The organism is Nonomuraea rubra (assembly GCF_014207985.1).
GTDB classification, from domain to species: domain Bacteria; phylum Actinomycetota; class Actinomycetes; order Streptosporangiales; family Streptosporangiaceae; genus Nonomuraea; species Nonomuraea rubra.
Genome location: NZ_JACHMI010000001.1, coordinates 3,504,563 through 3,526,128, shown reverse-complemented (window position 1 = coordinate 3,526,128; position 21,566 = coordinate 3,504,563). Strand labels below are relative to the sequence as shown.

Below are 21,566 nucleotides of genomic sequence, written 5' to 3'. Positions count from 1 at the left end.
CCTCACTTTTCCGTCTCTTGACCAGTTTGACGGAACGGGGAGGGGCAAGGTTGGCGATCACTTCCACAAATGCACGGGAGTTCCCGACAGTGCCAGCTCCCGGTAGCGGCGGACTAGCTCGCGCCGGTCGCCGCCGAAGCGTGCCAGCGCCTCGCGCTGCCACACCGAGCCGGTACGGCGCAGCCGGGTGCGCTGCGCGATCACGTCCAGCGCCCGGTCAGCGTCGCTCGGCGCCACCCCGGCTCCGAGCAGCCCCTTCCTGGCCTCGGGCAACAGGTGGAGCACCAGGTCCGCGGCATCGCGCTCGCCCTCCATGCCGGGCCAGGAGAGCCGGGCGTCCAGCCCGCGCATGGCCGCGCGGTAGAAGTTCTGGTACGCCGTGGCGAACCGGTAGCCGGTCAGGTCCCGCTCGGCCTGCGACAGCGTCAGCCCGAGCAGGAAGGCCGTGTTCGCCGCCATGTCCGCGCAGGAGGGCCCGGCGGGCAGCGCGCGCAGCTCGATCCGCAGGTGGCCGCCGTCGGCGGGATCGTAGACGGGGCGGTTCCACTGCCAGATCGTGCCCTGGTGCAGCCGCAGCTCCGGCACCTCGTGCCGGCCGGCGCCCTCGGCGAGGTCGGGCACGATCGGGTCGTAGTCCCGCACGTACCGCTCGAACAGCTCGTGCGCGCCCTCGTGCACCCAGTCCGAGCCGAACGTCACCCGCCCGTCCCTGCGCTCGCGCCGCTGCACGTCCCGGTCGTCGGCGGCCTCCTCCATGAGCGCGATGCGGGTCTCCTCCCACAGCTCGCGCCCCAGGAAGAACGGCGAGTTCCCGCACGCCGCCAGCACCGGCCCGATGGCGAGCTGGGCGGCGTTGAACAGCCTGGCGAAGTGCTCGGGCGGCGTGCGGATGTGCACCTGCCAGGAGGTGTTGGCGCTCTCCAGGATCACGTCCTCGACCGAGAGCTCCAGGTCGTCGATCTTGACGAGGAACGGCTCCAGCCGCAGCCTCCTGATGCCCCTGCTCATGGCCCGGTATCGGTTCTGGTCGCTCATGGCGCCCAGCGTGAAGTCCTCGGTGTCGAGCGTCGGCAGGATGCCGATGGGCAGCGCGCCCCCGCCCGCCACGGCCCCGTCCACCTTGGTCATGGTCTCCTGCACCTCGGCGCTCAGCCGCTCGAACGGCCTGCCCGCCAGGGGCAGCGGGGTCAGGTTCACCTCGAGGTTGTAGCGGCCCAGCTCCAGCACCACCCGGTCGTCGCCCAGGGCCTCCCGTACCTGGTCGTTGTGCGGCAGCGGCCGCCCTTCCTCGTCGATCAGGAACAGCTCCAGCTCGGCCCCGATCGTGATCGGGCCCTGGCCGAAGCCGGGGGTGTCGAGCAGCTCGCGCAGCACGCCGAGCTGCTCCTGGATGCGCTCCCCGAAGTGGGTGTATTCCGCCTCGGTAAATCGCTCCTTATCCAGATCTCTTCCCATCACCCCAATCTGTCCTAAATGTCGGTCTTGACACCTTCACCAGCGGACGACGCCCGCATCCTCCAGGTAGGCCCCGGAAGGGCCGTCCGCATCGAGGTTCGCCAGCCGCACGGCGATGGCCGCGCCCTGCTCGGCCGTGCGGAATCCCTGGTGCTGGTTGAGGTCGGTGGCGCAGTAGCCGGGGTTGGCGGCGTTCACCTTGATCGGGGTGTCCTTCAGCTCCTTGGCGTAGGACACGGTGACCATGTTGAGCGCGGACTTGGAGGAGTTGTAGGTCAGGGCGTTGAAGTCGCCGAAGGGGCTGTCCGGGTCCATCGCCATGGCCAGCGAGCCGAGCTCGCTCGACATGTTCACGATCCGCCCCGCCGGCGACCTGCGCAGCAGCGGCAGCATCGCGTTCGTCACGGTGACGACGCCGAACACGTTCGTCTCGTAGACCTCCCGCAGGTGCGCGGCCGTGGCGGCGCTGGGCCGGAAGCCCGCCGGGTCGCCGGTGATGCCGGCGTTGTTGACCAGGATGTCGAGCCGGCCGTACTCGCCGTCGATCCACTTCGCGGCGGCGGACACGCTCTCCTCGTCGGTCACGTCCAGCCGCACGTACGGCTGCCCGAGCCGGTCTGCGGCGGCCCGGCCGCGCTCCTCGTCGCGCGCCCCCACGATCGTGGTGACGCCCTGCCCGGCCAGCAGCCGCGCGATCTCGTAGCCGATGCCCTTGTTGGCACCCGTGATGAGTGCGATCTTCGTCATGCCTCCACGTTCGCCGAGGTCACGAGGGTCCCGGGAGAGACCTGGAGAGGCTGGGATCGGCGGTACCACCCACGGGGCGCCTTCTTCACCGAGGATGGAGGCATGAACCGCGACGAACTCGCCGAATTCCTCCGCGTCTGCCGCGCCCGGGTCACCCCCGCGGACGTGGGCCTGCCGGCCGGGGGCACCCGCCGCACGCCGGGCCTGCGCCGGCAGGAGGTCGCGCAGCTCGCGGGCATGTCGATCGACTACTACATCCGGCTGGAGCAGGGCCGCGGCCCGCACCCGTCCAGGCAGGTGCTGAACGCGCTCTCCAGGGCCCTCGTGCTCGGCCAGGACGAGCGCGCCCACCTGTTCCACCTGGCGGGCCAGCCGCTGGACCGGCCGCGGATCAGGGAGGACGTGCCGCAGAGCATGCTGCACCTGATCGCGTTCCTGGACGAGGTGCCCGCCTACGTGCTCGACGCCCGCTACGACCTGCGGGCCTGGAACCCCATGGCGACCACCATCATGGGCAACCTGGACGGCCTGGCACCCGAGCAGCGCAACGTCCTGCGCTGGATCTTCATGTCGCCCGACATCGGCAAGCACTTCGACGACGAGGAGAAGGGCGCCTTCGCCCGCGCCTCGGTCGCCGACCTGCGCGCCGCCGCGGGCCGCTACCCCGACGACCGGCGGATCCAGGCGCTGGTGGCCGAGCTGCTCGCGCTCAGCCCCGAGTTCGCCGAGCTGTGGGCCAGGCACGAGGTCCGGGTGCGCAGGGAGCAGCGCAAGCGCATCCACCATCCGGTGGTGGGCACGATCGACACGATCTGCCAGGTCATGCCGGTGCCCGACCGCGACGACCTGCGCCTCGTGCTCTACACCACCGAGCCCGGCTCGCCGTCGCACCGGGCCTTGCGCGAGCTGCGGCAGTACACCCTAAGCTCATGAGATGCGAGCGGTTGCCTTTGACATCTTCGGTGGGGAGCTCGACGTGCGCGAGCTGCCCGATCCTTCCCCGGCCCCGCACGGAGCGGTGATCAGGGTCGAGGCGACCGGGCTGTGCCGGTCCGACTGGCACGGCTGGCAGGGCCACGACCCCGACATCAAGGTCCTGCCGCACGTGCCGGGGCACGAGCTGGCCGGCGTGGTCGAGGCGGTGGGCGCCGACGTGCGCGGCTGGCGGCCGGGGGCGCGCGTGACCGTGCCGTTCATCTGCGCGTGCGGCTCCTGCACCGCCTGCGCCACCGGCCAGCAGCAGGTCTGCGAACGGCAGACGCAGCCGGGCTTCACGCACTGGGGCTCCTTCGCCGAGTACGTCGCCATCGACCACGCCGACGTCAACCTGATCGCCGTGCCCGAGGACATGGCCTACGTCACCGCGGCCGGCCTCGGCTGCCGGTTCGCCACCGCGTTCCGTGCCGTGGCGCAGGTCGGCGAGGTACGCCCGGGGGAATGGGTGGCCGTGCACGGCTGCGGCGGCGTCGGCCTGTCGGCCGTGATGATCGCGACGGCGGCCGGCGCCAGGGTCGTGGCGGTGGACATCAGCACCGACGCCCTGCACCTGGCGGAGCTGGCGGGGGCCACGCACTTCGTCAACGGCTCGGCCGGTGACGCGGCGGCCCAGGTCAGGGAGCTGACCAGGGGCGGCGCGCACGTGTCGATCGACGCGCTGGGCAGCCCCGCGACGTGCGCCGCCTCCGTCGAGAGCCTGCGCCGCCGGGGCCGGCACGTGCAGGTCGGGCTGCTGCCCGGCGGGGCGACGCCGGTGCCGATGGACCGGGTGATCGGCCACGAGCTGCGGCTGCTGGGCAGCCACGGCATGGCCGCGCACGCCTACCCGCCCATGCTGGAGATGATCAGGGCCGGGATCCTGCACCCCGACCAGCTCGTCACCCGCACGATCGGGCTCGCGGACGCCGGCAAGGCGCTGGCCTCGATCGGCTCGGTGCCGGGCGTCACGATGATCACTCCCCGGTGATCAGTCCTCCGGCCGCACCCGCAGGGTCCTGAGCACCAGGGCCAGCATGCCGTGGTGGGCCACCAGCATGATCAGCTCGATCCGGCCCGCCTCGTCGTAGCGGTCGCACAGCGCCGCCCACGTCGCGTCCGTCAGGTCGCCCGCGTAGTACAGGTCGTCGGCCACCTGGAGCACGAGCTGGTCCTCGACCGACCACAGGGCGTCCGGCCTGCCTACCAGCTCGACCTCCTGCGGCGTGAGGCCCGCCTCCAGGGCCAGGCGGGCGTGCCTGGCCCACTCGTAGGCGCTGTCGCAGTGGTGGGCGGTGCGCAGGATGGCCAGCTCCCGGTCCCTGGCCGGCAGCGTGCCGTCCTGCAGCGCGCCGTGGAAGCCCCGCCACCCCCGGTACAGGCCCGGGTGGCGGGCCAGGGTGGCGAACACGTTGTACGGATGGGTCTTCGTGAAGTCGTCCCATTCTTCGGGCGGAAGGGGCCGTACGCGGGGTTTCATGTTCGCCAGCATCTCCCAATCGGCCGGACGCTTGGTAGGCCCCCATCAGGGTACGAGCCGCATTCAAAATCCGTTTGACGGCTAAATGGAAGTACTTTTCTTGGTCGGGTCAATACGGCAGGATTGAGGGGCCCGCAGACGTTGCAAGCCTGGTCGACCGCAAGGACGCAATGGTGATTCGAACGTTGCTCGCAGAGGACATGCACCTGGTACGAGGGGCGCTCGTGGCGCTGCTGGCCTATGAAGAGGACATCGAAGTCGTGGCCGAGGTCGATCGGGGCGACCGCATCCTGGCCGCGGCCCGGGCCTCCCACGCCGACGTGGCGGTGCTCGACATCGCCTTACCCGGCATGGACGGGCTCGACGCGGCACGTGAGCTGCACGAGAAATTACCCGAGTGCGGGGTGCTCATCCTGACCGGCGTCGGCACCCCCGGGCTGCTCAAGAAGGCCCTCGACGTGCACGTACGCGGGTTCATGGCCAAGGACGCGCCCCCCGGGCGGCTGGCGGACGGCATCCGCAGGGTCGCCGAGGGCGAGCGGGTCATCGACTCCGAGCTGGCGATCGCGGCCATGCGGCCGGCGGAGGCGCCGCTGACGCCGCGCGAGCTGGACGTGATCGGGGCCGCGGCGGACGGGGCGTCGGTCGGGGAGATCGCGGCTTCGCTCTATCTGGCCGAGGGGACCGTCCGCAACTACCTGTCCAGGACCACGGCCAAGCTGGGGGCGCGCAGCAGGATCGACGCCATCCGCATCGCCAGGGAGTCGGGCTGGATCTGAAAGTTTCAGACTTCCGGGGTCAGTCCGGTGTGCGCCGCCAGGAAGGCCAGCACGTCGGCGGCCAGCCCCACGGAGCGGCTGACGGCCCGGGCCCCGTGCCCCACGTCCGGCTCGTGGCGCAGCAGGACCGGACGGTCGCCGCCGCTCGCCCACTGCAGCGCCGCGCACATCTTGCGGGCGTGCAGCGGATCCACCCGCGTGTCGGCCGCCGCCACCGTGAACAGCGTCGCCGGGTAGCCGGTGCCCTCGCTCACGTGGTGGTAGGGCGAGTAGCCGAGCAGCCAGCCGAGCTGTTCTGGATCGTCCGGGTCGCCGTACTCGCCGGTCCATGAGGGGCCGAGGCCGCTGAGGTGGTAGCGGGCCATGTCGAGCAGCCCGGCCGAGCACACGACGGCGGCGAACAGGTCCGGCCGCTGGGTGAGCGCGGCGCCGACGAGCAGGCCGCCGTTCGACTCGCCCCAGATGCCGAGCTGCTCGGGGGTCGTCCAGCCGTCGGCGATCAGCTTCCCGGCGGCGGCCACGAAGTCGTCGAACACGTTCTGCTTGCGCTCCAGCATGCCGTCGCGGTGCCACGCCTCGCCCTCCTCGCCGCCGCCGCGCAGGTTGGCGATGGCCAGCACGCCGCCCGCCTCGACCCAGGCCAGGGAGTCGGCGGCGTAGCCGGGCATGAGGGGGATGCCGAAGCCGCCGTACCCGCTGAGTATCGCCGGGCGCGGGCCGCCCTCGTGGGGGCGGGCGACGACGACCATGCGGACGAGGGTGCCGTCGGCGGAGGCGTACTCGAGGTGGGAGCTGCGCACCTCCGGCAGCGTGACGCGGCCGGGCGCGGCCGACCAGCGCGTGGTGGCGTCCGTGCGGGCGTCGTAGCGCCAGATCTCGGCGGGGGTCACGGCGTCGGTGTAGGCGAACCACGCCTCGGGGCCGCCTTCCGGGCGGGAGGTGAGCGAGGCGATCGAGCCGTTGCCCGGCAGCGGCACGGTGCCCAGCCGCTCCCCCGTGCGGGCGTGGTGCACGGCGATCTCGCCGACCGCGTGCCGCGTCCTGGACACGAGCAGCCGGTCGCCATCCAGCAGCGTGAACGCCCCCAGCACGGCCTCCGCGTCCTCCGGGATCAGCTCCCGCCAGGCCGCGGGGGCCGCCGGGTCGGCCACGCAGAGCCTGCGGCGGGGCGCGTCCCTGTCGGTGAGCAGGTACAGGCGGCCGTCGCAGGCCACCGCGCCGGCCGTGCGGGCGTGCGAGCCCTCCTGTACGGGCCTGGGCGCCGGGTCCCCGGCCGCCAGGTCGGCCAGCCAGAGCGCGTTGCCCGACGCGGTGCCCGCCGAGATCGTCAGCCAGCGGCCGTCGGGGCTGATCTGCACGCCGTACGAGATCGCGCCCCTGGTGAACACGGGCACGTCGGCCTCGGCCGAGCCGATCGTGTGCAGGAACACGCCCTGCTGGAACCGGACGTAGTAGAACGCCTCGCCGCCCGGCAGCCAGGCGACCGCCGAGTAGCGGCAGCCGCCGATGGGCCCGTCGAGGACAGCTCCGGTGGCGAGGTCCCGCACGTACAGGCAGGCCTTCTCGTCGCCGCTGCGCGAGATCTGGTACGCCAGGCGGCGCCCCTCCAGGTCGGGCTGCCAGTCGTCCAGCGTCGTCAGCCCGCTGGGGTCCAGCTCCATCGGGTCCAGCACCACGCGGTCGTCGCAGCAGAGCACCGGGTGCTCCTGCGACGGGGATTGGCGCAGGTGGAAGCGCTTGTCGCCGCGCCACACGGGCGGGGTCACCAGGCCCGTCTCCCTGAGCTCGGTCAGCCGCGCCAGGAACCGCTCCCGCTGGGGCAGCCCGGCGGCGCTGTCGCGCCACAGCCGGTCCTGGGCCGCCAGCCAGTCCCGCGTGCGCGGGTCGGCGGGGTCCTCCAGCCAGCGGTACGGGTCGGCGATCTCGTGGCCGTGGCGGTGTTCGGTGAGGGGGAGGCGTTCGGCGGGCGGAAAGTTCATGAGACGGGCTCCGGGTGCCAGTGGCCGGCCAGGTCGGCGTACAAGGGGGAGGTCCGGATCAGCTCCTCGTGGGTGCCGAGCGTGATCCGGGTGCCGTCCATGAGCAGGATGCGGCGGGCGCGCAGGGCGGAGGTCAGGCGGTGGGCGATCACGATGAGCGTGCCGCCCCTGCGGGCGAACGCGGCCTCGGCCCTGGCCTCGGTGGCCGGGTCGAGGTGGCAGGTGGCCTCGTCGAGGATGACGAGCGAGGCGGGGGCCAGGTAGGCGCGGGCCAGGGCGATGAGCTGGCGCTGTCCTGCCGAGAGCGCGCCGGGGTCGACCTGCGCGTCGTAGCCGCCCAGCTCGTCCACCAGGCCGCCCGCCCCGACGGCCTCGACGGCCTCCGCGAGCCCGGTGCCGTCCTGGGCGTGGTAGAGCAGGTTCTCCCTGAGCGTGCCCCTGAAGACGTACGCCTCCTGGGGGATCAGCACGCGGGCGGCGGGGTCGAGCTGGGCGGCGGGCACGCCGCCGACCAGCACCTCGCCCTTGCCGGGCCGCAGCACGCCGCTGAGCAGGGACGCGAGCGTGGACTTGCCCGCGCCGCTGGGCCCCACGACCGCCAGGTGGTCGCCCTCGGGGACCGTCAGGTCCAGGCCCTCCAGCACGGGCGCGGAGTGCGGGCCGTAGGCGAAGGTGACGGCGTCGAGCCGGATTTCGTTCGTGAACGGCCTGATCCTGGACGGCGCGGGGGCGGCGGGCGGCGCCATGGCCAGGATGCGGCCGAGCGAGACCGCGAGCCGGACGCCGCTGACGCCGAGCCCCTGCACGAGCCCGCCGAGCGCGGGCGCCAGGGACTGGGCGACGTACGCGAGGGTGCCCACGATCACCCCGGCGCCCACGCCCCGGTCGAGCAGCCACGGGGTCCCCGCCAGGACGAGCACGACGGGCAGCCAGCCGCCGGCGGCCAGGGCGGCGGTGCGGGCGGCGCTCACCCGGGCGAGCGTGCGGGCGGCGCCGGCCTGCGCGCCGACCTGGCGTTCGAGCCGGCCCGTCACGCTCTCCCGCAGGCCGCACGCCTCGATGTCGCGCAGCCCGCCCGCCATGCCGGTCATGGCCTCGGCCAGCCGCTCGTCGGCCAGCAGGTACGCCCGCTGCCGCCGGGCCAGCGCGGGCAGCGAGGCCAGGAAGAGCCCGAGCCCGGCCAGGAACGGCGGCATGACCAGTACGAGCGTCTCCGGCGCCAGCGTCAGCAGCCCCAGCACGACGCTGACCACCGTGAACACGAACCCGCGCACGGTGGTGACCACGGCCGCGAAGGCGTCCCTGGCGAGCTCGACCTGGAGCCCGGCCCTGGCCACGGCCGCGCTGTCGCGCCCCGAGCCCGTCCTGAGCGCGCCCTCCACCACGCGCGTCAGCAGATCGTCCCTGAACGGCTCCGCCACGGCGGCGACGGCCAGCACGACCTGCCGCGCGGCCACGGCCCCCGCGAGCCACGCCAGCCCGAGCGCGGCCAGCCAGCCGAGCCCGATCAGCGGCTCGGCCGGGGCGAACCCGTCCTCGATGGCGCGGGCCACGGCATGCCCGATGAGGAACGCGGGCGCGGCCTCGACCACCGACCAGAGGCCGAGCTTGACGAGCTGCCGCGGCTCCCGCCGGAGGGCACGGACGAGCGGGTTCACGGCGCGGCTCCCTCGGCTGCCCGCACTTCCTCGGCGCTCCGGGCCTCCCGGTCTCCGTCGGCTCTGTCGGCTCTGTCGGCTCCGTCGGATTCCTGGAAGACCGCGCGGTAGGCCGGGTCCTGCCACAGCTCGTGGTGCGGCCCGCACGCGCGGACCATGCCGCCGTCGAGCCAGACGACCTGGTCGGCGCGGGCGGCGGTGGCGAGGCGGTGGGCGGCGATGAGGCGGGTGCGGCCGTGCCGGTCGGTGGTGAGGGCCTGGCCCACCTGGCGCTCGGTCACGGTGTCGAGGCTGGAGGTGGCGTCGTCGAGCACGAGCAGCCGCTCCCCCTGCGCGAACGCCCTGGCCAGGCCGATGCGCTGCCGCTCGCCACCGGACATGGGCGCGTCGCCGAGCGGGGTGGCGTAACCGAGCGGCAGCCGCCGCACGAACCCGTCCGCACACGCGGCCTCAGCGGCCTCCGCCACCCGACCCGCCACGGGCGCCCGCCCGTCGAGAACGGCCTCCGCCGCCCGAGGCGCCGGCTCGGGGCTGATGGCGTCGCCGATCGTCTCGCCGACGAGGGTCGGGCGTTCGAAGGCGTAGCCGATCGCCCGTCTCAGCTCCTCCTCCGCCAGCTCCGCCAGCGGCACGCCGTCGAGCAGCACGGTGCCGCGCCCGGGCTCGGCCAGCCGGCCCGCCAGCGCGGCCAGCAGCGACTTGCCCGCCCCGGACCGCCCGACGACGGCGGTGACGGAGCCGCCGGGGAGCGCGAGATCGCCGACGGTCAGGCCGTTCGCGGCCACGTCGCGGAACTCGACCGTGCCGGGGCCGGGCGGGAGGGTGCGGGTGCCGTACCGGACGGGCGGCAGGTCGAGGACCTCGGCCACCCGTCCGGCGGCGGCGCGCGCCCTGGCCAGGCCGCTGATGTGGCCGAGCGCCGTGCTGAGCGAGGCCCCGAGCACGGCGTAGCGCGCGGCGGCGTACAGCTCTCCGATGGTGAGGTCGCCGGCGGCGAGCATGAAGCCGCCCACGGCGAGCACGGCGACCTCCAAGAGCGGCACGACCAGCCCGGCCCGGACGGCGGCGGAGGCGTTGGCCCGCCACAGCGCCATCCCGTGCGTACGCAGCCCGGGCAGGGGCGCGAGCACACGGCGCGACTCGCGGTCGGCCGTGCCCGCGGCGGCGATCGTGCGGGCGCCGCCCAGCGCCTCCACGAGGCGGGCGGCGATCTCGCCCTGCACCTGCTGGTACCCGCCGGCGAGCGTGGTCGTGGTGCGCAGGAAGGCCCGCAGGACGAGGAGGATGACGACGATGCCCGCCCCGAGCGTGAGCGTCAGGACGGGAGCGATGAGGGTGAGCGCGACCAGCGCGCCCGCCGTGGGGACGAGCAGGGCGAGCGCGCTGGTCACCGTCTCGGGTGCCCTGCCGACCTCCTCGGCGTTCAGTCCTGCCCGGGTGACGAGCTCGCCTTCCGGGAAGCGGCGGGTGGCCGCCGAGCCGGTGCCGAGCACGTGGCGAAGCACGCCGGAGCGCAGGGTCGCGGCGGCGTGGGCGCCGCTGGCGCCGCGCGCCCACACGCCGAGGCTCTCGCAGAGCATGACGGCGGCGACCGCGCCCGCGCAGAGGGCCAGCCAGTGGGTACCGGACGGCTGGCGGGCCACGAGGGCGTCCACGGTGCGGCCGATCAGGTACGGGACGGCCAGCTCACCGGCCGCTCCCACGACCGCCGTGCCGGCCAGCACTGCGGGCCATGGGCCACCGCGCCGTACCGTGCCGGCGACCAGCCGGTCTCCTGCCCGCAAGGCGACCCCTCCTCTGGTGAATGTCCCCGCGCCGTGGGTGGACGGCGCGGGGACCTCTATTCGCACATCAGTGGCAGAGCGCGACACTGAGGTTGCTGGGCTTGCCGGAGTGGCAGGAGAGAACGGTGAGCGTGCTGCCGCCGCTGGCCACGTCGCTGGCCGCGGGAGCCTCAAGACCCTGCAGGTCGAGAAGTACCATGTCGTACACCTCCTTCCGTGGTGTCGTCGGGGAGAGACCGCTCGGGCGCGGCCTCCAGGAACGGCAGCTTGCAGGGACGTTCGCCCAGCGCAGCACCGAGGGCGAAGAGCACGCCGGCCGTTCCGGTCGCGAAATCCATGGACAGGCGCAGGAGCTGGTCGCCGGGGAAGGCCAGGCCCCCGGCGTACGGCAGCGCGTGCCACCGCAGCCCCTTCACCAGTTCGGGCACGTCCCCCGCGCCGGCGGCGATGAGCCCGGCGCGGCCGGTGAACAGCCCGGCCTGCACGAAGAAGCCCGCGCGCCCGGCGAGCCGCAGCTCGGCCAGCGCCGTCGCGAACGCCTCGTCGTGCCGGTGCCGCAGGTAGCGCTCCAGCACGAGGGCGATCCCCGCGGACCCCTCGTCGAGGTACGGCAGCAGCCGCCACCCCTGGTTGACCTGGAGCGAGCCGTCTTCGGAGTGGCGGCAGCGCCGCAGGTCCTGCCGGAGCGCGGTGGCGGCCAGGTCGAGCAGCGCCGCGTCGCCGGTGTGCTCGTAGGCGTGCAGGAACAGCAGCGCGGGGCCCGAGGAGCCGTGCATGAGCCCGGCGCGCGGGCTGGTGCCGCCGCTGATCTCTGGCACGGGGGTGCCGAGCCGCTCCGCGCAGATGTCCGCCGCGCGCAGGGCGAGGTCGGTGCGGCCGAAGTGGAGGAGGTTCAGCCCGATGCCGGACAGCCCGGAGATGAGGGCCGATTCCAGGCGGTCCCACTTCTCGCGCAGGCAGACCTCGACGAGGTCGTGCGCGTCCTCCTGGTGTCCGAGCAGGCCGAGCACGTACGCGATGCCGTGCAGCCCGTCGTACAGGCCGAGGCCGGAGCCCTGGACGGGGCGGCGGGCTCGCTCGCGCAGCCAGCGCTCGTACTCGGGGAAGGGCCCGAGGCCGGTGCTGTGCAGGGCGAACAGCACGCCGGCCGCGCCGTGCGCGAGGTTGAGCCCGCCGCCGGGCTGGAACTGGCCCACGTCGCCGGGGAAGAGCCGGTCGTCCCGGGCGGGCGTGGCGGCGGCCACGATGGCTGTGGCCATGGCGTCCCGCAGCTCGGGCCAGCTCGCCACGCCCGGCATGGAGGTGGCGGCGGTGGCCCGCTCGCCGCCGGCGATGGTCGCGACGGCCTCGTCGATCACACCGTGGGGCACCGGGAACGTCTCCTTGACGATCTCCCCGAGGTGCGTCACCTTCGGCCGGTGCAGCGGCAGCATGATCGTGCACTGTGGCGCGAACAGGCCCAGGCGCAGGCACGCCAGCGCGTACCGGTCCACGTCCACGCCCTGGCGGTCGGCCGGGGCGGCGAAGGCGGGGTGGGCGAGCGCGGCGCGCGCCCTGTCCTCGGCGAGCGTGGCCACTTCGTAGTCGATCAGCGCCACCCGGCCCTCGTCGGTGAGCAGGATGTTGTCGGGGTGCAGGTCGCCGAAGACGACCCCGCGCTCGTGCAGCGAGCCGACCGCGCGCGCCACCTCCTCCAGCGTCTCGACCGCCCACTCGGTGTACTCGGCCAGGTCCCGCTCGGTGCAGGTGGCGCGGGTGAGCGGGTAGCGGTGCACGAGCCGCCGCTGGAGCGGCGTGCCGTCGATGAACTCCTGCACGAGGAAGTGGTGCTCGCCGAGCGTGAAGTAGCCGCGCAGCGCGGGGGCCGCGGGCAGGCCCGACAGGCGTTCGAGGATGTCGCGCTCGTGCTCGATCCTGGCGACCGCGTCGCGGCCCGCCGCGTCGAGCCCGGCGTGCGGCCTGGCCTCCTTGAGCACCACGCGCTCGCCGGTCCGCGTGTCGCGGCCCAGGTAGACGCCGCCGCCGTTGGAGAAGTGCAGGACGCTCTCGATCGTGTACGGCAGCCCGGTCGTCGTCACCGCGTTCCGGGCGGCGAGCTGTGGCTCCAGGAACGCCGGCAGCGTGGTCCACGGCGGCACGGAGAACGTGGCACCCCGCACGTCGGGCACGAGCGTGCCGTTTCCGTCCTCGACGGCCAGCACACGCTCGCCCGACGAGGACAGGCAGTGCCGCTCGGCGAAGCCGCCGTACCTGACGAACAGCGGGCCGTCGTTGTAGCGCAGATCGCTGAGGATGTACGGGCCGCGCACGTCGCGCAGCAGCTCGTCGAGCTCCTTGAGCACCAGTTCGAGCTGCGCCTCGTCGCGCGGGTAGATCGTGACGAGCTTGCCGCTGGAGGCCCGGGAGGCGGCCTTGGAGTTCACCATGACGAGCACGGGCAGGCCACGCAGGAACTTGAACGCGATACCGCGCGGCAAACAGTAGTCCCAAACCGCTTCAATGGCCTTTTCCGCGTCCTCGACGCGGGCGGACACGTGAATCTTCCAGCCCTGCGAAGGCAGCGGCGGCTCGTGGTCCGGGGCGTAATAGCACCAGGTGTCGGTGACCGCCGAGGACCAGCCGGCGGGCAGTGGCCTGCGCAGAATGGGAAAGTCGGCGTCTGCTGCCGTGCTGTGCTCGAGGGTGTCGTAGAAACACGGATCGACCAGGCAATAGAGCTCGTACTTGTCCATCTGGGCGGGACCTCCGGGGCGGTGTGCTCAGTAGCCTCTCGCCGTTGGAGCCGCCCGGCTAGTCACATTTTTCAGCACGAATACATGCCTATTTAAATGGCCTTTGTGAAATACGCACCATTGATCGGGGGGACGATTATTTCTTTCGTGGGACGTACACGCTGAAGGTGAATTGGCCGGTCCTGGAGGAGGTGGCCTCCAGCCAGCCGCCGAGGCCGGAGACGCGCTCGGCCAGGTTCAGCAGGCCCTGGCCGGCGTCGCCGGGGCGGCGCGGCGGGCGTACCCCGTCGTTCCTGATCGTCAGGCGGACCATGTGGTCACGTTCCAGGAGGTGCACCGAGCACTGGCGGGCCTCCGCGTGGCGCAGCACGTTCGTGACGCCCTCCCGCAGGGCGTGCGTGAGCGCCTCCTCCACGTCGCCGGGCAGGTCGCGGCAGGACACCCTGATCTGGCAGCGCACCCGCGCCGACTCCAGCAGCGAGCGGGCCGAGCCCAGCTCGGCGGCCAGCGAGGAGCTGCGCAGGCCGTGCGCCACGGCCCTGACGTCGGTCGAGAGGCTGCGCAGCAGCTCCAGCGTCTCGCTCACCTCGTCCCGCGCCTTATCGTCCTGCTCGGCGACCAGCCGCTCCAGCAGCTGCACCTTCAGCACCAGCACCGTCAGCCGGTGGCCGACGAGGTCGTGCAGGTCGCGGGTGAAGCGGCGGCGCTCCAGGGCGACGGCTCTGCGCATGACGTCCGTACGTGCCTCGCCGAGCCGCTTGGCCCGCCTGGCCAGCGTGATCACCGCGTACTCGGCCAGGCCGGCCAGCGGGGCGGCCAGCGCCCACAGCGGGTCGATCATGGATCGGTCGGGAGCCGCCAGCACCACCGGCCCGCACGCCAGGGCCAGCAGCACCAGCACGGTCGAGCGGATCCGGCCCGCCATCACCAGCAGCGCGCCCGCCAGCAGGCCGCAGACCGGGGTCCACGCCGCGCCGAACACGGTCAGCGGCAGGTACGTCAGCCACGCCTGCACGGCCACGATCCACCACGCGCCCGCACGGCGTACCGGGGTCTCGGTGATGAACTTGACGTGCAGGGCCACCAGCACGAGCAGCGTCACGGCGCCCTCGGCCGCCATCCCCGACCTCGCCAGCCCGGACAGGATCGGCACCGACAGCCCGGCGATGCCCGCCGCCAGGCCGAGGCCGCCCACCCAGTAGGGGGAGGAGAGCCCCTTGAGCCGGGCACGCGGGCCCTTTCGCCTGGCACGCAGATCGGTGAGCCTGGCGCGCGCCCGAGACACGAATCCACCGTGTGTGTCTTCCACCTCACCCCCGGTATGCGTTCGGGTCTGCCGGATCAGGCACGTCGCCAGGGCGCCCACCGTTTTGCAACGTTCCTCTAATCGACCCGATCGGCGTCGCCCGTGTAAAGGTCATTTCCGCTTTTGGACAGACCTGACTTCCCATCCACCCGCTGAGTAACGGCGACAAATCTGGTCATATGGTGAGCGTCATGGAGTACACGCGACTGGGTAACTCAGGTTTGAAGGTCTCCCGGCTGTGCCTGGGCATGATGAGCTACGGCGACCCCGCCAGGCAGCAGTGGGCGCTGGCGCGGGAGGAGGCGGAACCCCTCGTCCGCAGGGCCGCCGACGCGGGAGTGACGTTCTTCGACACCGCCGACGTCTACAGCAACGGCGCCAGCGAGGTCGTGACCGGCGAGGTGCTGCGCGCGGCCTTCCCCAGGCGCGAGGACTACGTGCTGGCCACGAAGGTGTACTTCCCGATGGGCAGGGGGCGCAACGACCGCGGCCTGTCGCGCAAGCACATCCTCGACGCCATCGACGCCTCGCTCACCCGGCTCGGCACCGACTACGTGGATCTCTACCAGATCCACCGCTGGGACGACGAGACGCCGATCGAGGAGACCATGGAGGCGCTGCACGACGTGGTCAGGGCGGGCAAGGTCCGCTACCTCGGGGCGTCGAGCATGTGGGCGTGGCAGTTCGCCAAGGCGCAGCACGCGGCCGAGGTCAACGGGTGGACGAGGTTCGTCTCCATGCAGAACCACTACAACCTCCTCTACCGCGAGGAGGAGCGCGAGATGTTGCCGCTCTGCGCCGACCAGGGCGTGGGCGTGATCCCGTGGAGCCCGCTGGCGCGCGGCGTGCTGGCCAGGGCCGGCTCCGCCACCACGACGGCCAGGACGGGCTCGGACGAGCGGATCGACTACCTGTACGACCCGGAGAACGACAAGCTGATCATCGACCGGGTGGCGCGGGTGGCCGCGGAGCGCGGGCTGCCCGCGGCGCAGGTGGCGCTGGCGTGGGTGCTGCACCGGAGCGAGATCACCGCGCCGATCGTGGGGGCCACGAAGGAGCGGCACGTGGACGACGCCGTGGCGGCCGTGTCCGTGACACTGTCGGAGGAGGAGATCGCGTTCCTGGAGGCGCCGTACCGCCCTCGCGAGGTGCGCTTCTAGCCGGCGGGCCGGAGGGGCCGGGACTGTCGTACCGGACCCCTAAGGTATGGGGCATGCGGGCAAACGAGGAAGCGGCGGCGGCGCTGCAGGAATACGCGGAGCTGTTCGCGCTCTGCGGCGGCGACGCCTTCCGGGTGCGGAGCTACCAGAAGGCGGCCAAGGCGATCGCCGGGTACCCCGAGGACATCTCGGTCGTCGACGTGCGCTCCGTGCCCGGGGTGGGCGAGGCCATCGCCAAGAAGATGGAGGAGTTCCTGCAGCGCGGGAGCTTCCGGCAGCTCGACGACCTGCGGGGCCGCGTGCCCGACGGGGTGCGGCGGCTGACCAGGGTGCCGTCCCTGGGGCCGAAGACGGCGATCATGTTGTTCGAGGACTTCGGGATCGACTCCACCACGGCGCTGAGCGAGGCTATCAGCTCCGGCCGCCTCGACGGCGTCAAGGGCCTCGGCCCCAAGACCCTGGCCAACCTGCTCAAGGGCATCGAGCAGCTGGAGCAGTCGGGCCGCCGGGTGCACATCGGCGTCGCGATGTCGCTGGCCGAGCAGGTGATGGCCTCGCTGAAGGCCGAGCGCATCGCGTACGCGGGGTCGCTGCGCCGGATGCGCGACACGATCGGCGACATCGACATCCTCGCGGTGGCGCCCGAGTCCATCATGGAGGACTTCCGCGCCCAGCCGTACGTCGCCGACGTCATCGCCGCCGGCGACAAGAAGACCTCGATCCGCACCACGTCCGGCATCCAGGTGGACCTGCGCGTGGTGCCGGCCGGCTCGTGGGGCGCGGCCATGCAGTACTTCACCGGCTCCAAGGAGCACAACGTCGCCATCAGGGAGATGGCGGTGAAGAAGGGCTGGAAGCTGTCGGAGTACGGCTTGTTCGAGGGCGAGCGGGTGATCGCCGCCGAGTCCGAGGAGGACATCTACGACGCGCTCGGCATGCAGTACGTGCCGCCGCCGATGCGCGAGGACGGCGGGGAGGTCAAGGCGGCGCTCGCCGGCGAGCTGCCCGTCCTGGTCGAGCTGGCCGACCTCAAGGGCGACCTGCACACCCACACCGACCTGACCGACGGCATCGCCTCGCTGGAGGACATGGTGGCGGCCGGCCACGCCCGCGGCTACGCGTACTACGCGGTCACCGACCACGCGCCCGACCTGGCGATGCAGCGCATGACCCTGGACAAGGCGCTCGAACAGCGGGGCCGGGTGGCCGCGCTGCAGGCGAGCTATCCCGGCATGCGGCTGCTGCACGGCACCGAGCTCAACATCGCCCCCGACGGCTCGGTCGACTGGCCCGGGGAGGTGCTGCGGGAGTTCGACGTGTGCGTGGCCTCGGTGCACTCGCACTTCCGCATGTCGCGCGACGAGATGACCCGCCGCTTCATCGCCGCCTGCGAGAACCCGTACGTCGACATCATCGGCCACCCGACCACCCGCAAGATCGGCAAGCGCGAGCCCGTGGACGCCGACTGGGACGCCGTCTTCCGCGCCGCGGCCCGCACCGGCACCGCCATGGAGATCGACTCCTTCCCCGACCGCTCCGACCTGCCGTCCGACCTGGTGCGGCTGGCCAGGCACCACGGGGTGAAGTTCTCGATCGACAGTGACTCGCACGCGATCCCGCACCTGGCCAATCAGCGGTTCGGGGTGGGGATCGCGCAGCGGGCCTGGCTGACCACGGACGACGTCATCAACACGTGGCCGCTGGAGCGGCTGCTGGCCTTCCTGGGGCGCTGATCACTCCCCCGTCCAGACCTGGAGGCGGTCGCGCCAGACCCAGTTGCCCTTCTGGTCGCCGGTCTTGATGCGTACCCAGTGGTCGGGGCCGCGGCCTCTGGCGGCGCAGGTGGCCTTGATCGGGTCGTCGGACGGGGGGAGTTCGGCCGTCTTGCGGTGCTTCTTGCCCGGGCCTTCCCTGATGGGGGCCGGGTCGTCCGTCTGGTTGACGTAGTGGCAGGTCGGGGAGTGGTGGGCGGCGGTGGCCGGAGTGGCGGGGGTGATGGCGAGTGCGGCGCCCGCGAGAAGGCGGGTTACGGCTCCCATGAGCGATCCCCTTTCGACGGTCTCCGTGACCCCCTGCTCGCAGATACGGACTTAACGCCATATATGCGGATAAATTGCCTCAATCGTGGCGGATCGCGCAGGGCGGCGACGCGAGGCGTTGCGGTGGCCTGACCTCGGGTAGAGGTCTGTGAGCGGCACGAATGGAACGTTCCCGCAGGGTCGAGGACACGTTTTGGCAATGACGGGCGCGCGGAGGACAGCGCGGGGAGATTAAATGGTTTCCTGGTAGGAAATAGGTACTACGAGGTGATGCTCCATGAGGCAGGCCACCGCGGCGATCGTGAAGCCGCTGCCCGACCACCTGTTCAGGGTCCACGGCAACAGTGCCGAGATGCGCTGGGAGTCCATGGCGGGGCTCGGCTACCACACCCCGAACGACCGGTTCTTCGTCCGCAACCACACCTTCACGCCGCTCGTCGACGTCACCACCTGGCGGCTGGCCGTCCACGGGGAGGGCGTGCGATGTCCGCGCGAGTTCGGCTACGAGGAACTGCGCGCCATGCCCTCGCGCACGTACGACGTGGCGATCGAGTGCGCCGGCAACGGGCGGCGCTTCTACCGGACCCAGCAGCACGACGGCACCCCCGGCACGCAGTGGGGACTGGGTGCGATCGGGGTGGCGCGGTGGCGCGGGGTGCCGCTCAAGTACCTGCTGAGCCAGGCCGGGGTGCGGCCCGAGGCGGTGGACGTGCTGCCCACCGGGCTCGACGCCCCGTTCGAGGACCATGGCCACGTCCGCAGGCCGCTGCCCATCGGCAAGGCCATGGACGACGTGCTCGTCGCCTATGAGATGAACGGCGTCCCGCTGCCGCCCGACCATGGATTTCCGGCACGGCTGGTGGTGCCGGGATGGGTGGGAATAGCGTCGATCAAATGGCTCGGCGACCTGGAGGTCTCGACCGAGCCGCTGTACACGCCGTGGAACACGGTCTTTTACCCGGACGTCACGACGCAGCCGGTGAAGAGCGCGTTCGAGGTTCCCTGGAACGCGCGCGTGCCCGTCGCCGGCCCGCACATCCTGCGCGGGCGATCCTGGTCGGGGCGGGGCGGGATCGTCAGGGTGGAGGTCAGCTTCGACGGCGGGCTGAGCTGGCGCCCAGCGGAGCATCACGGCCGGCACCTGGTCAAGGCCTGGCTGCCCTGGCACATCGCCTGGGCCCCCGGGCGTACGGGCACGCGCCTGCTCATGGCGCGGGCCACGGACGAGACCGGCGCCACGCAACCCCTCACCACGCCACGCCATCCGTTCGGATACCACTTCGACGCCGTCGTGCGACATCCCGTTCACGTCGTCAACGGATAGGAAATTGTCACCGATCGGGGCTGAGCTGGCGATTCCCATAATCACTCGTACGGCGCACCGGAATTCATCTGAAAGACTCGCGCAGAAACCTTTCGGAAATCCCCTGATGTGATGCTGCCGACACCCGGGAAAAGGAGAGCCGATGCGCCAGCTGACCGCACTCGACGCCCAGTTCCTGCACGTCGAAACGCCCACGACCGCCGCGCACGTGGCCGGGCTGGCGATCCTCGACTCGGCGGACGGAGCGGTCACCAGGAGCGCTCTGGCGAAGCTGCTCCGCGAGCGCGTCCACCTCTCCCCCGCGCTCAGCCTGCGCCTGGCCGAGGTGCCGCTCGGCCTGGACCACCCCTACTGGGCCGCCGATCCCGAGTTCGACCTCGACAACCACCTCTTCGAGCTGACCCTCCCCGAGCCGGGGGACCACTGGCAGCTCGCCGACGCCGTCGCGCGGATCCACGCCCGCCGGCTGGACCGGGCGCATCCGCTGTGGGAGATGCATCTGATCAACGGGCTGGGTGAGGGGAAGGTGGCCGTCTACACGAAGGTGCACCACGCCGCGATCGACGGCGTCTCGGGCGCGGAAACCCTCGCCACGCTGCTCGACCTGCAGGACACTCCGTGCGAGCTCCCTCCCGACCCCGCCCCCTCTGCCCCGGATGACGCTCCCGGCCTGATGGAGATGCTGGCCGGCGCCGCGTTCCGCACCGCCACCCACCCCGTGCGCGCCGTGCGGTCGGTGGTCAGAGCCGCGGGAGACCTGGACGCCATCCCGATCGTCGGAGCCCTGCCCGGCGCGAAGCTGGTCGCCAGGGCCGCGCGGGTGGTGACCCGCGACCGGCACCACCGCCCCGGGCTGCCCGCCCTGGCGGTCCCCCGCACGCCGCTCAACGGCCCCATCAGCGCCCGCCGCCACCTCTCGTTCGGCTCGCTCTCGCTCAAGGACGTCAAGAACGTCGCCAAGGCCAACGGCATGAGCGTGAACGACGTCGTCATGACCCTGTGCACCTCGGCCCTGCGCTCGTGGCTGCGCGAGCGGGACGCGCTGCCGGAGGCGCCGCTGGTCGTGGGCGTGCCCGTGGCGGTACGCAGGGCGAAGGCCAAGGACCTGGTCGGCAACCAGATCTCGGCCATGGTCGCGCCCATGCCGACGAACCTGCCCGACCCCAGGGAGCGCCTCCAGGCGGTCGTCACCGCCATGGGCAGGGCCAAGCGGCGCTTCGCGCTCGCGCCGGCGACGTGGCTGGGCGAGCTGTGCTCGATCCTGCCGGCCCCGGTCACGAGCCTCGCCACCCCGGCGATCTTCCGGCTGGCGGGGATGGCGTGCCCGCCGATCAACCTCATCGTCAGCAACGTGCCGGGCCCGCAGTTCCCGCTGTACATGTGCGGCGGGCGGGTGCTGTCGTACTACCCGCTGTCCGTGCTGACCGACATGAGCGGCGGCCTGAACATCACCTGCTTCTCCTACGACGGCATGCTCGACTTCGGCATCGTGGCCTGCCCCGAGCGGGTGGACGACGTGTGGGGCCTGCTGGAGCACCTGCGTACGGCGCTGGACGAGCTGCTAGACGAGCGAGTGGGCGATGAGTTCCGCGACGGCGTCGGGGTCGATCTGGTGGCCCGTTAGCTGGCAGAGGTTCTCCTGGTAGATCAGGATGGCGGCGAACGTGGCCGCAGCCACCTCCAGCCGGGCCGCGTCCCCGCGCGCACCGGGCAGGGCCAGCCCGAGCGCGAACCTGGCGCGCCTGGCCAGCTCGCCGTTGAGGCGCCCGAGGCGTTCCTTGACCGAGCCGTGCGTGTCGGCCTCGCGGAACAGGATGCGCCGCATCGCCGGCGAGGCGCGCAGCGGCAGGACGCGCGACAGCCGGGCCAGCGTGCCCGCCGGGTCGCCCGGCACCGCGTCGACCTGGTCGTCCTCCTCGACGTGCGTGCGCTCGGTCACGAGGGCGACCAGTACGTCGATCTTGCGCGGGAAGTACTGGGAGATCAGCTCCTTGGGCACCTTGGCCAGCTTGGCGATGACCGCGGTCGGAGTGCCCTCGTAGCCGCCGCCCGCGAAGAGCTCCTCGGCCGCGTCCAGGATGCGCGTGCGCGCGTCACCGATCACCACAGCTCCGAACCATAGCCCCACCTGCGACTCCATCGCCATCACGG

General features: G+C 72.4%; 18 protein-coding genes. 7 read left to right on the top strand and 11 right to left on the bottom strand.

The features are described 5' to 3' along the window. Nucleotides 1–57: 57 nt before the first annotated feature. Nucleotides 58–1,455, bottom strand: a complete 1,398-nt coding sequence (locus HD593_RS16035) for a glutamate-cysteine ligase family protein (protein WP_185102923.1) — start codon at nucleotides 1,453–1,455, stop codon at nucleotides 58–60. Nucleotides 1,456–1,491: 36 nt separating this feature from the next. Beyond that, a complete protein-coding gene (locus tag HD593_RS16030; protein ID WP_185102922.1) occupies nucleotides 1,492–2,202 on the bottom strand; it encodes an SDR family oxidoreductase in 711 nt (236 codons plus the stop codon). A gap of 102 nt (nucleotides 2,203–2,304) precedes the next feature. On the opposite strand from HD593_RS16030, the gene HD593_RS16025 reads away from it, so the two are divergent. After that, nucleotides 2,305–3,135: a helix-turn-helix transcriptional regulator gene (locus tag HD593_RS16025; RefSeq protein ID WP_185102921.1), complete on the top strand. Its 831-nt coding sequence runs from the start codon at nucleotides 2,305–2,307 to the stop codon at nucleotides 3,133–3,135. Between the two features lies 1 nt (nucleotide 3,136). Beyond that, on the top strand, nucleotides 3,137–4,165 hold the full coding sequence (locus tag HD593_RS16020; RefSeq protein ID WP_185102920.1) for a zinc-dependent alcohol dehydrogenase family protein: 1,029 nt from the start codon (nucleotides 3,137–3,139) through the stop codon (nucleotides 4,163–4,165). On the opposite strand, the gene HD593_RS16015 is transcribed toward HD593_RS16020, so the two are convergent. Then, complete coding sequence (locus tag HD593_RS16015; protein WP_185102919.1) at nucleotides 4,166–4,654, bottom strand: carboxymuconolactone decarboxylase family protein; 489 nt, start codon at nucleotides 4,652–4,654, stop codon at nucleotides 4,166–4,168. Between the two features lie 173 nt (nucleotides 4,655–4,827). On the opposite strand from HD593_RS16015, the gene HD593_RS16010 reads away from it, so the two are divergent. Next, nucleotides 4,828–5,433, top strand: coding sequence for a response regulator transcription factor (locus HD593_RS16010; protein ID WP_312904438.1), 606 nt, complete (start codon nucleotides 4,828–4,830; stop codon nucleotides 5,431–5,433). A gap of 5 nt (nucleotides 5,434–5,438) precedes the next feature. Here HD593_RS16010 and HD593_RS16005 read toward each other — a convergent pair whose 3' ends face one another. The 6 genes from HD593_RS16005 to HD593_RS64330 form a co-directional block, all read right to left on the bottom strand. Beyond that, nucleotides 5,439–7,412, bottom strand: coding sequence for a prolyl oligopeptidase family serine peptidase (locus tag HD593_RS16005; RefSeq protein WP_185102917.1), 1,974 nt, complete (start codon nucleotides 7,410–7,412; stop codon nucleotides 5,439–5,441). Continuing rightward, nucleotides 7,409–9,070: an ATP-binding cassette domain-containing protein gene (locus HD593_RS64335; protein ID WP_185102916.1), complete on the bottom strand. Its 1,662-nt coding sequence runs from the start codon at nucleotides 9,068–9,070 to the stop codon at nucleotides 7,409–7,411. The genes HD593_RS16005 and HD593_RS64335 overlap by 4 nt, the downstream gene beginning before the upstream one ends. Then, on the bottom strand, nucleotides 9,067–10,854 hold the full coding sequence (locus HD593_RS15995; RefSeq protein ID WP_185102915.1) for an ABC transporter ATP-binding protein: 1,788 nt from the start codon (nucleotides 10,852–10,854) through the stop codon (nucleotides 9,067–9,069). The genes HD593_RS64335 and HD593_RS15995 overlap by 4 nt, the downstream gene beginning before the upstream one ends. Before the next feature lie 67 nt (nucleotides 10,855–10,921). Beyond that, a complete protein-coding gene (locus HD593_RS15990; RefSeq protein ID WP_103955008.1) occupies nucleotides 10,922–11,053 on the bottom strand; it encodes a SapB/AmfS family lanthipeptide in 132 nt (43 codons plus the stop codon). Then, nucleotides 11,025–13,586 (bottom strand): class III lanthionine synthetase LanKC, encoded by a 2,562-nt coding sequence (lanKC, locus tag HD593_RS15985; protein ID WP_185102914.1) that lies wholly within the window; start codon nucleotides 13,584–13,586, stop codon nucleotides 11,025–11,027. Before lanKC ends, HD593_RS15990 begins: the two co-directional genes overlap by 29 nt. A gap of 136 nt (nucleotides 13,587–13,722) precedes the next feature. Continuing rightward, the gene (locus tag HD593_RS64330) at nucleotides 13,723–14,871 is read right to left on the bottom strand and encodes a sensor histidine kinase (RefSeq protein WP_185102913.1); all 1,149 of its coding nucleotides are present in this window, start codon (nucleotides 14,869–14,871) and stop codon (nucleotides 13,723–13,725) included. Nucleotides 14,872–15,083: 212 nt separating this feature from the next. On the opposite strand from HD593_RS64330, the gene HD593_RS15975 reads away from it, so the two are divergent. Both HD593_RS15975 and polX read left to right on the top strand, forming a co-directional pair. Further along, entirely contained in the window at nucleotides 15,084–16,052 is a 969-nt protein-coding gene (locus tag HD593_RS15975; protein ID WP_185102912.1) for an aldo/keto reductase, read from the top strand. A gap of 53 nt (nucleotides 16,053–16,105) precedes the next feature. Continuing rightward, entirely contained in the window at nucleotides 16,106–17,785 is a 1,680-nt protein-coding gene (polX, locus tag HD593_RS15970; RefSeq protein WP_185102911.1) for a DNA polymerase/3'-5' exonuclease PolX, read from the top strand. On the opposite strand, the gene HD593_RS15965 is transcribed toward polX, so the two are convergent. After that, on the bottom strand, nucleotides 17,786–18,091 hold the full coding sequence (locus tag HD593_RS15965; protein ID WP_185102910.1) for an SH3 domain-containing protein: 306 nt from the start codon (nucleotides 18,089–18,091) through the stop codon (nucleotides 17,786–17,788). A gap of 277 nt (nucleotides 18,092–18,368) precedes the next feature. Between HD593_RS15965 and HD593_RS15960 the strand changes: the two genes are divergently transcribed. Both HD593_RS15960 and HD593_RS15955 read left to right on the top strand, forming a co-directional pair. Next, nucleotides 18,369–19,415 carry a sulfite oxidase gene (locus HD593_RS15960; RefSeq protein WP_185102909.1) on the top strand — a complete coding sequence of 349 codons (1,047 nt, stop codon included), beginning with the start codon at nucleotides 18,369–18,371 and terminating at the stop codon, nucleotides 19,413–19,415. A gap of 142 nt (nucleotides 19,416–19,557) precedes the next feature. Continuing rightward, entirely contained in the window at nucleotides 19,558–21,039 is a 1,482-nt protein-coding gene (locus tag HD593_RS15955) for a WS/DGAT/MGAT family O-acyltransferase (protein ID WP_185102908.1), read from the top strand. On the opposite strand, the gene HD593_RS15950 is transcribed toward HD593_RS15955, so the two are convergent. Continuing rightward, nucleotides 20,977–21,522: a TetR/AcrR family transcriptional regulator gene (locus HD593_RS15950; protein ID WP_312903494.1), complete on the bottom strand. Its 546-nt coding sequence runs from the start codon at nucleotides 21,520–21,522 to the stop codon at nucleotides 20,977–20,979. The genes HD593_RS15955 and HD593_RS15950 overlap by 63 nt on opposite strands. Nucleotides 21,523–21,566 lie beyond the last annotated feature (44 nt).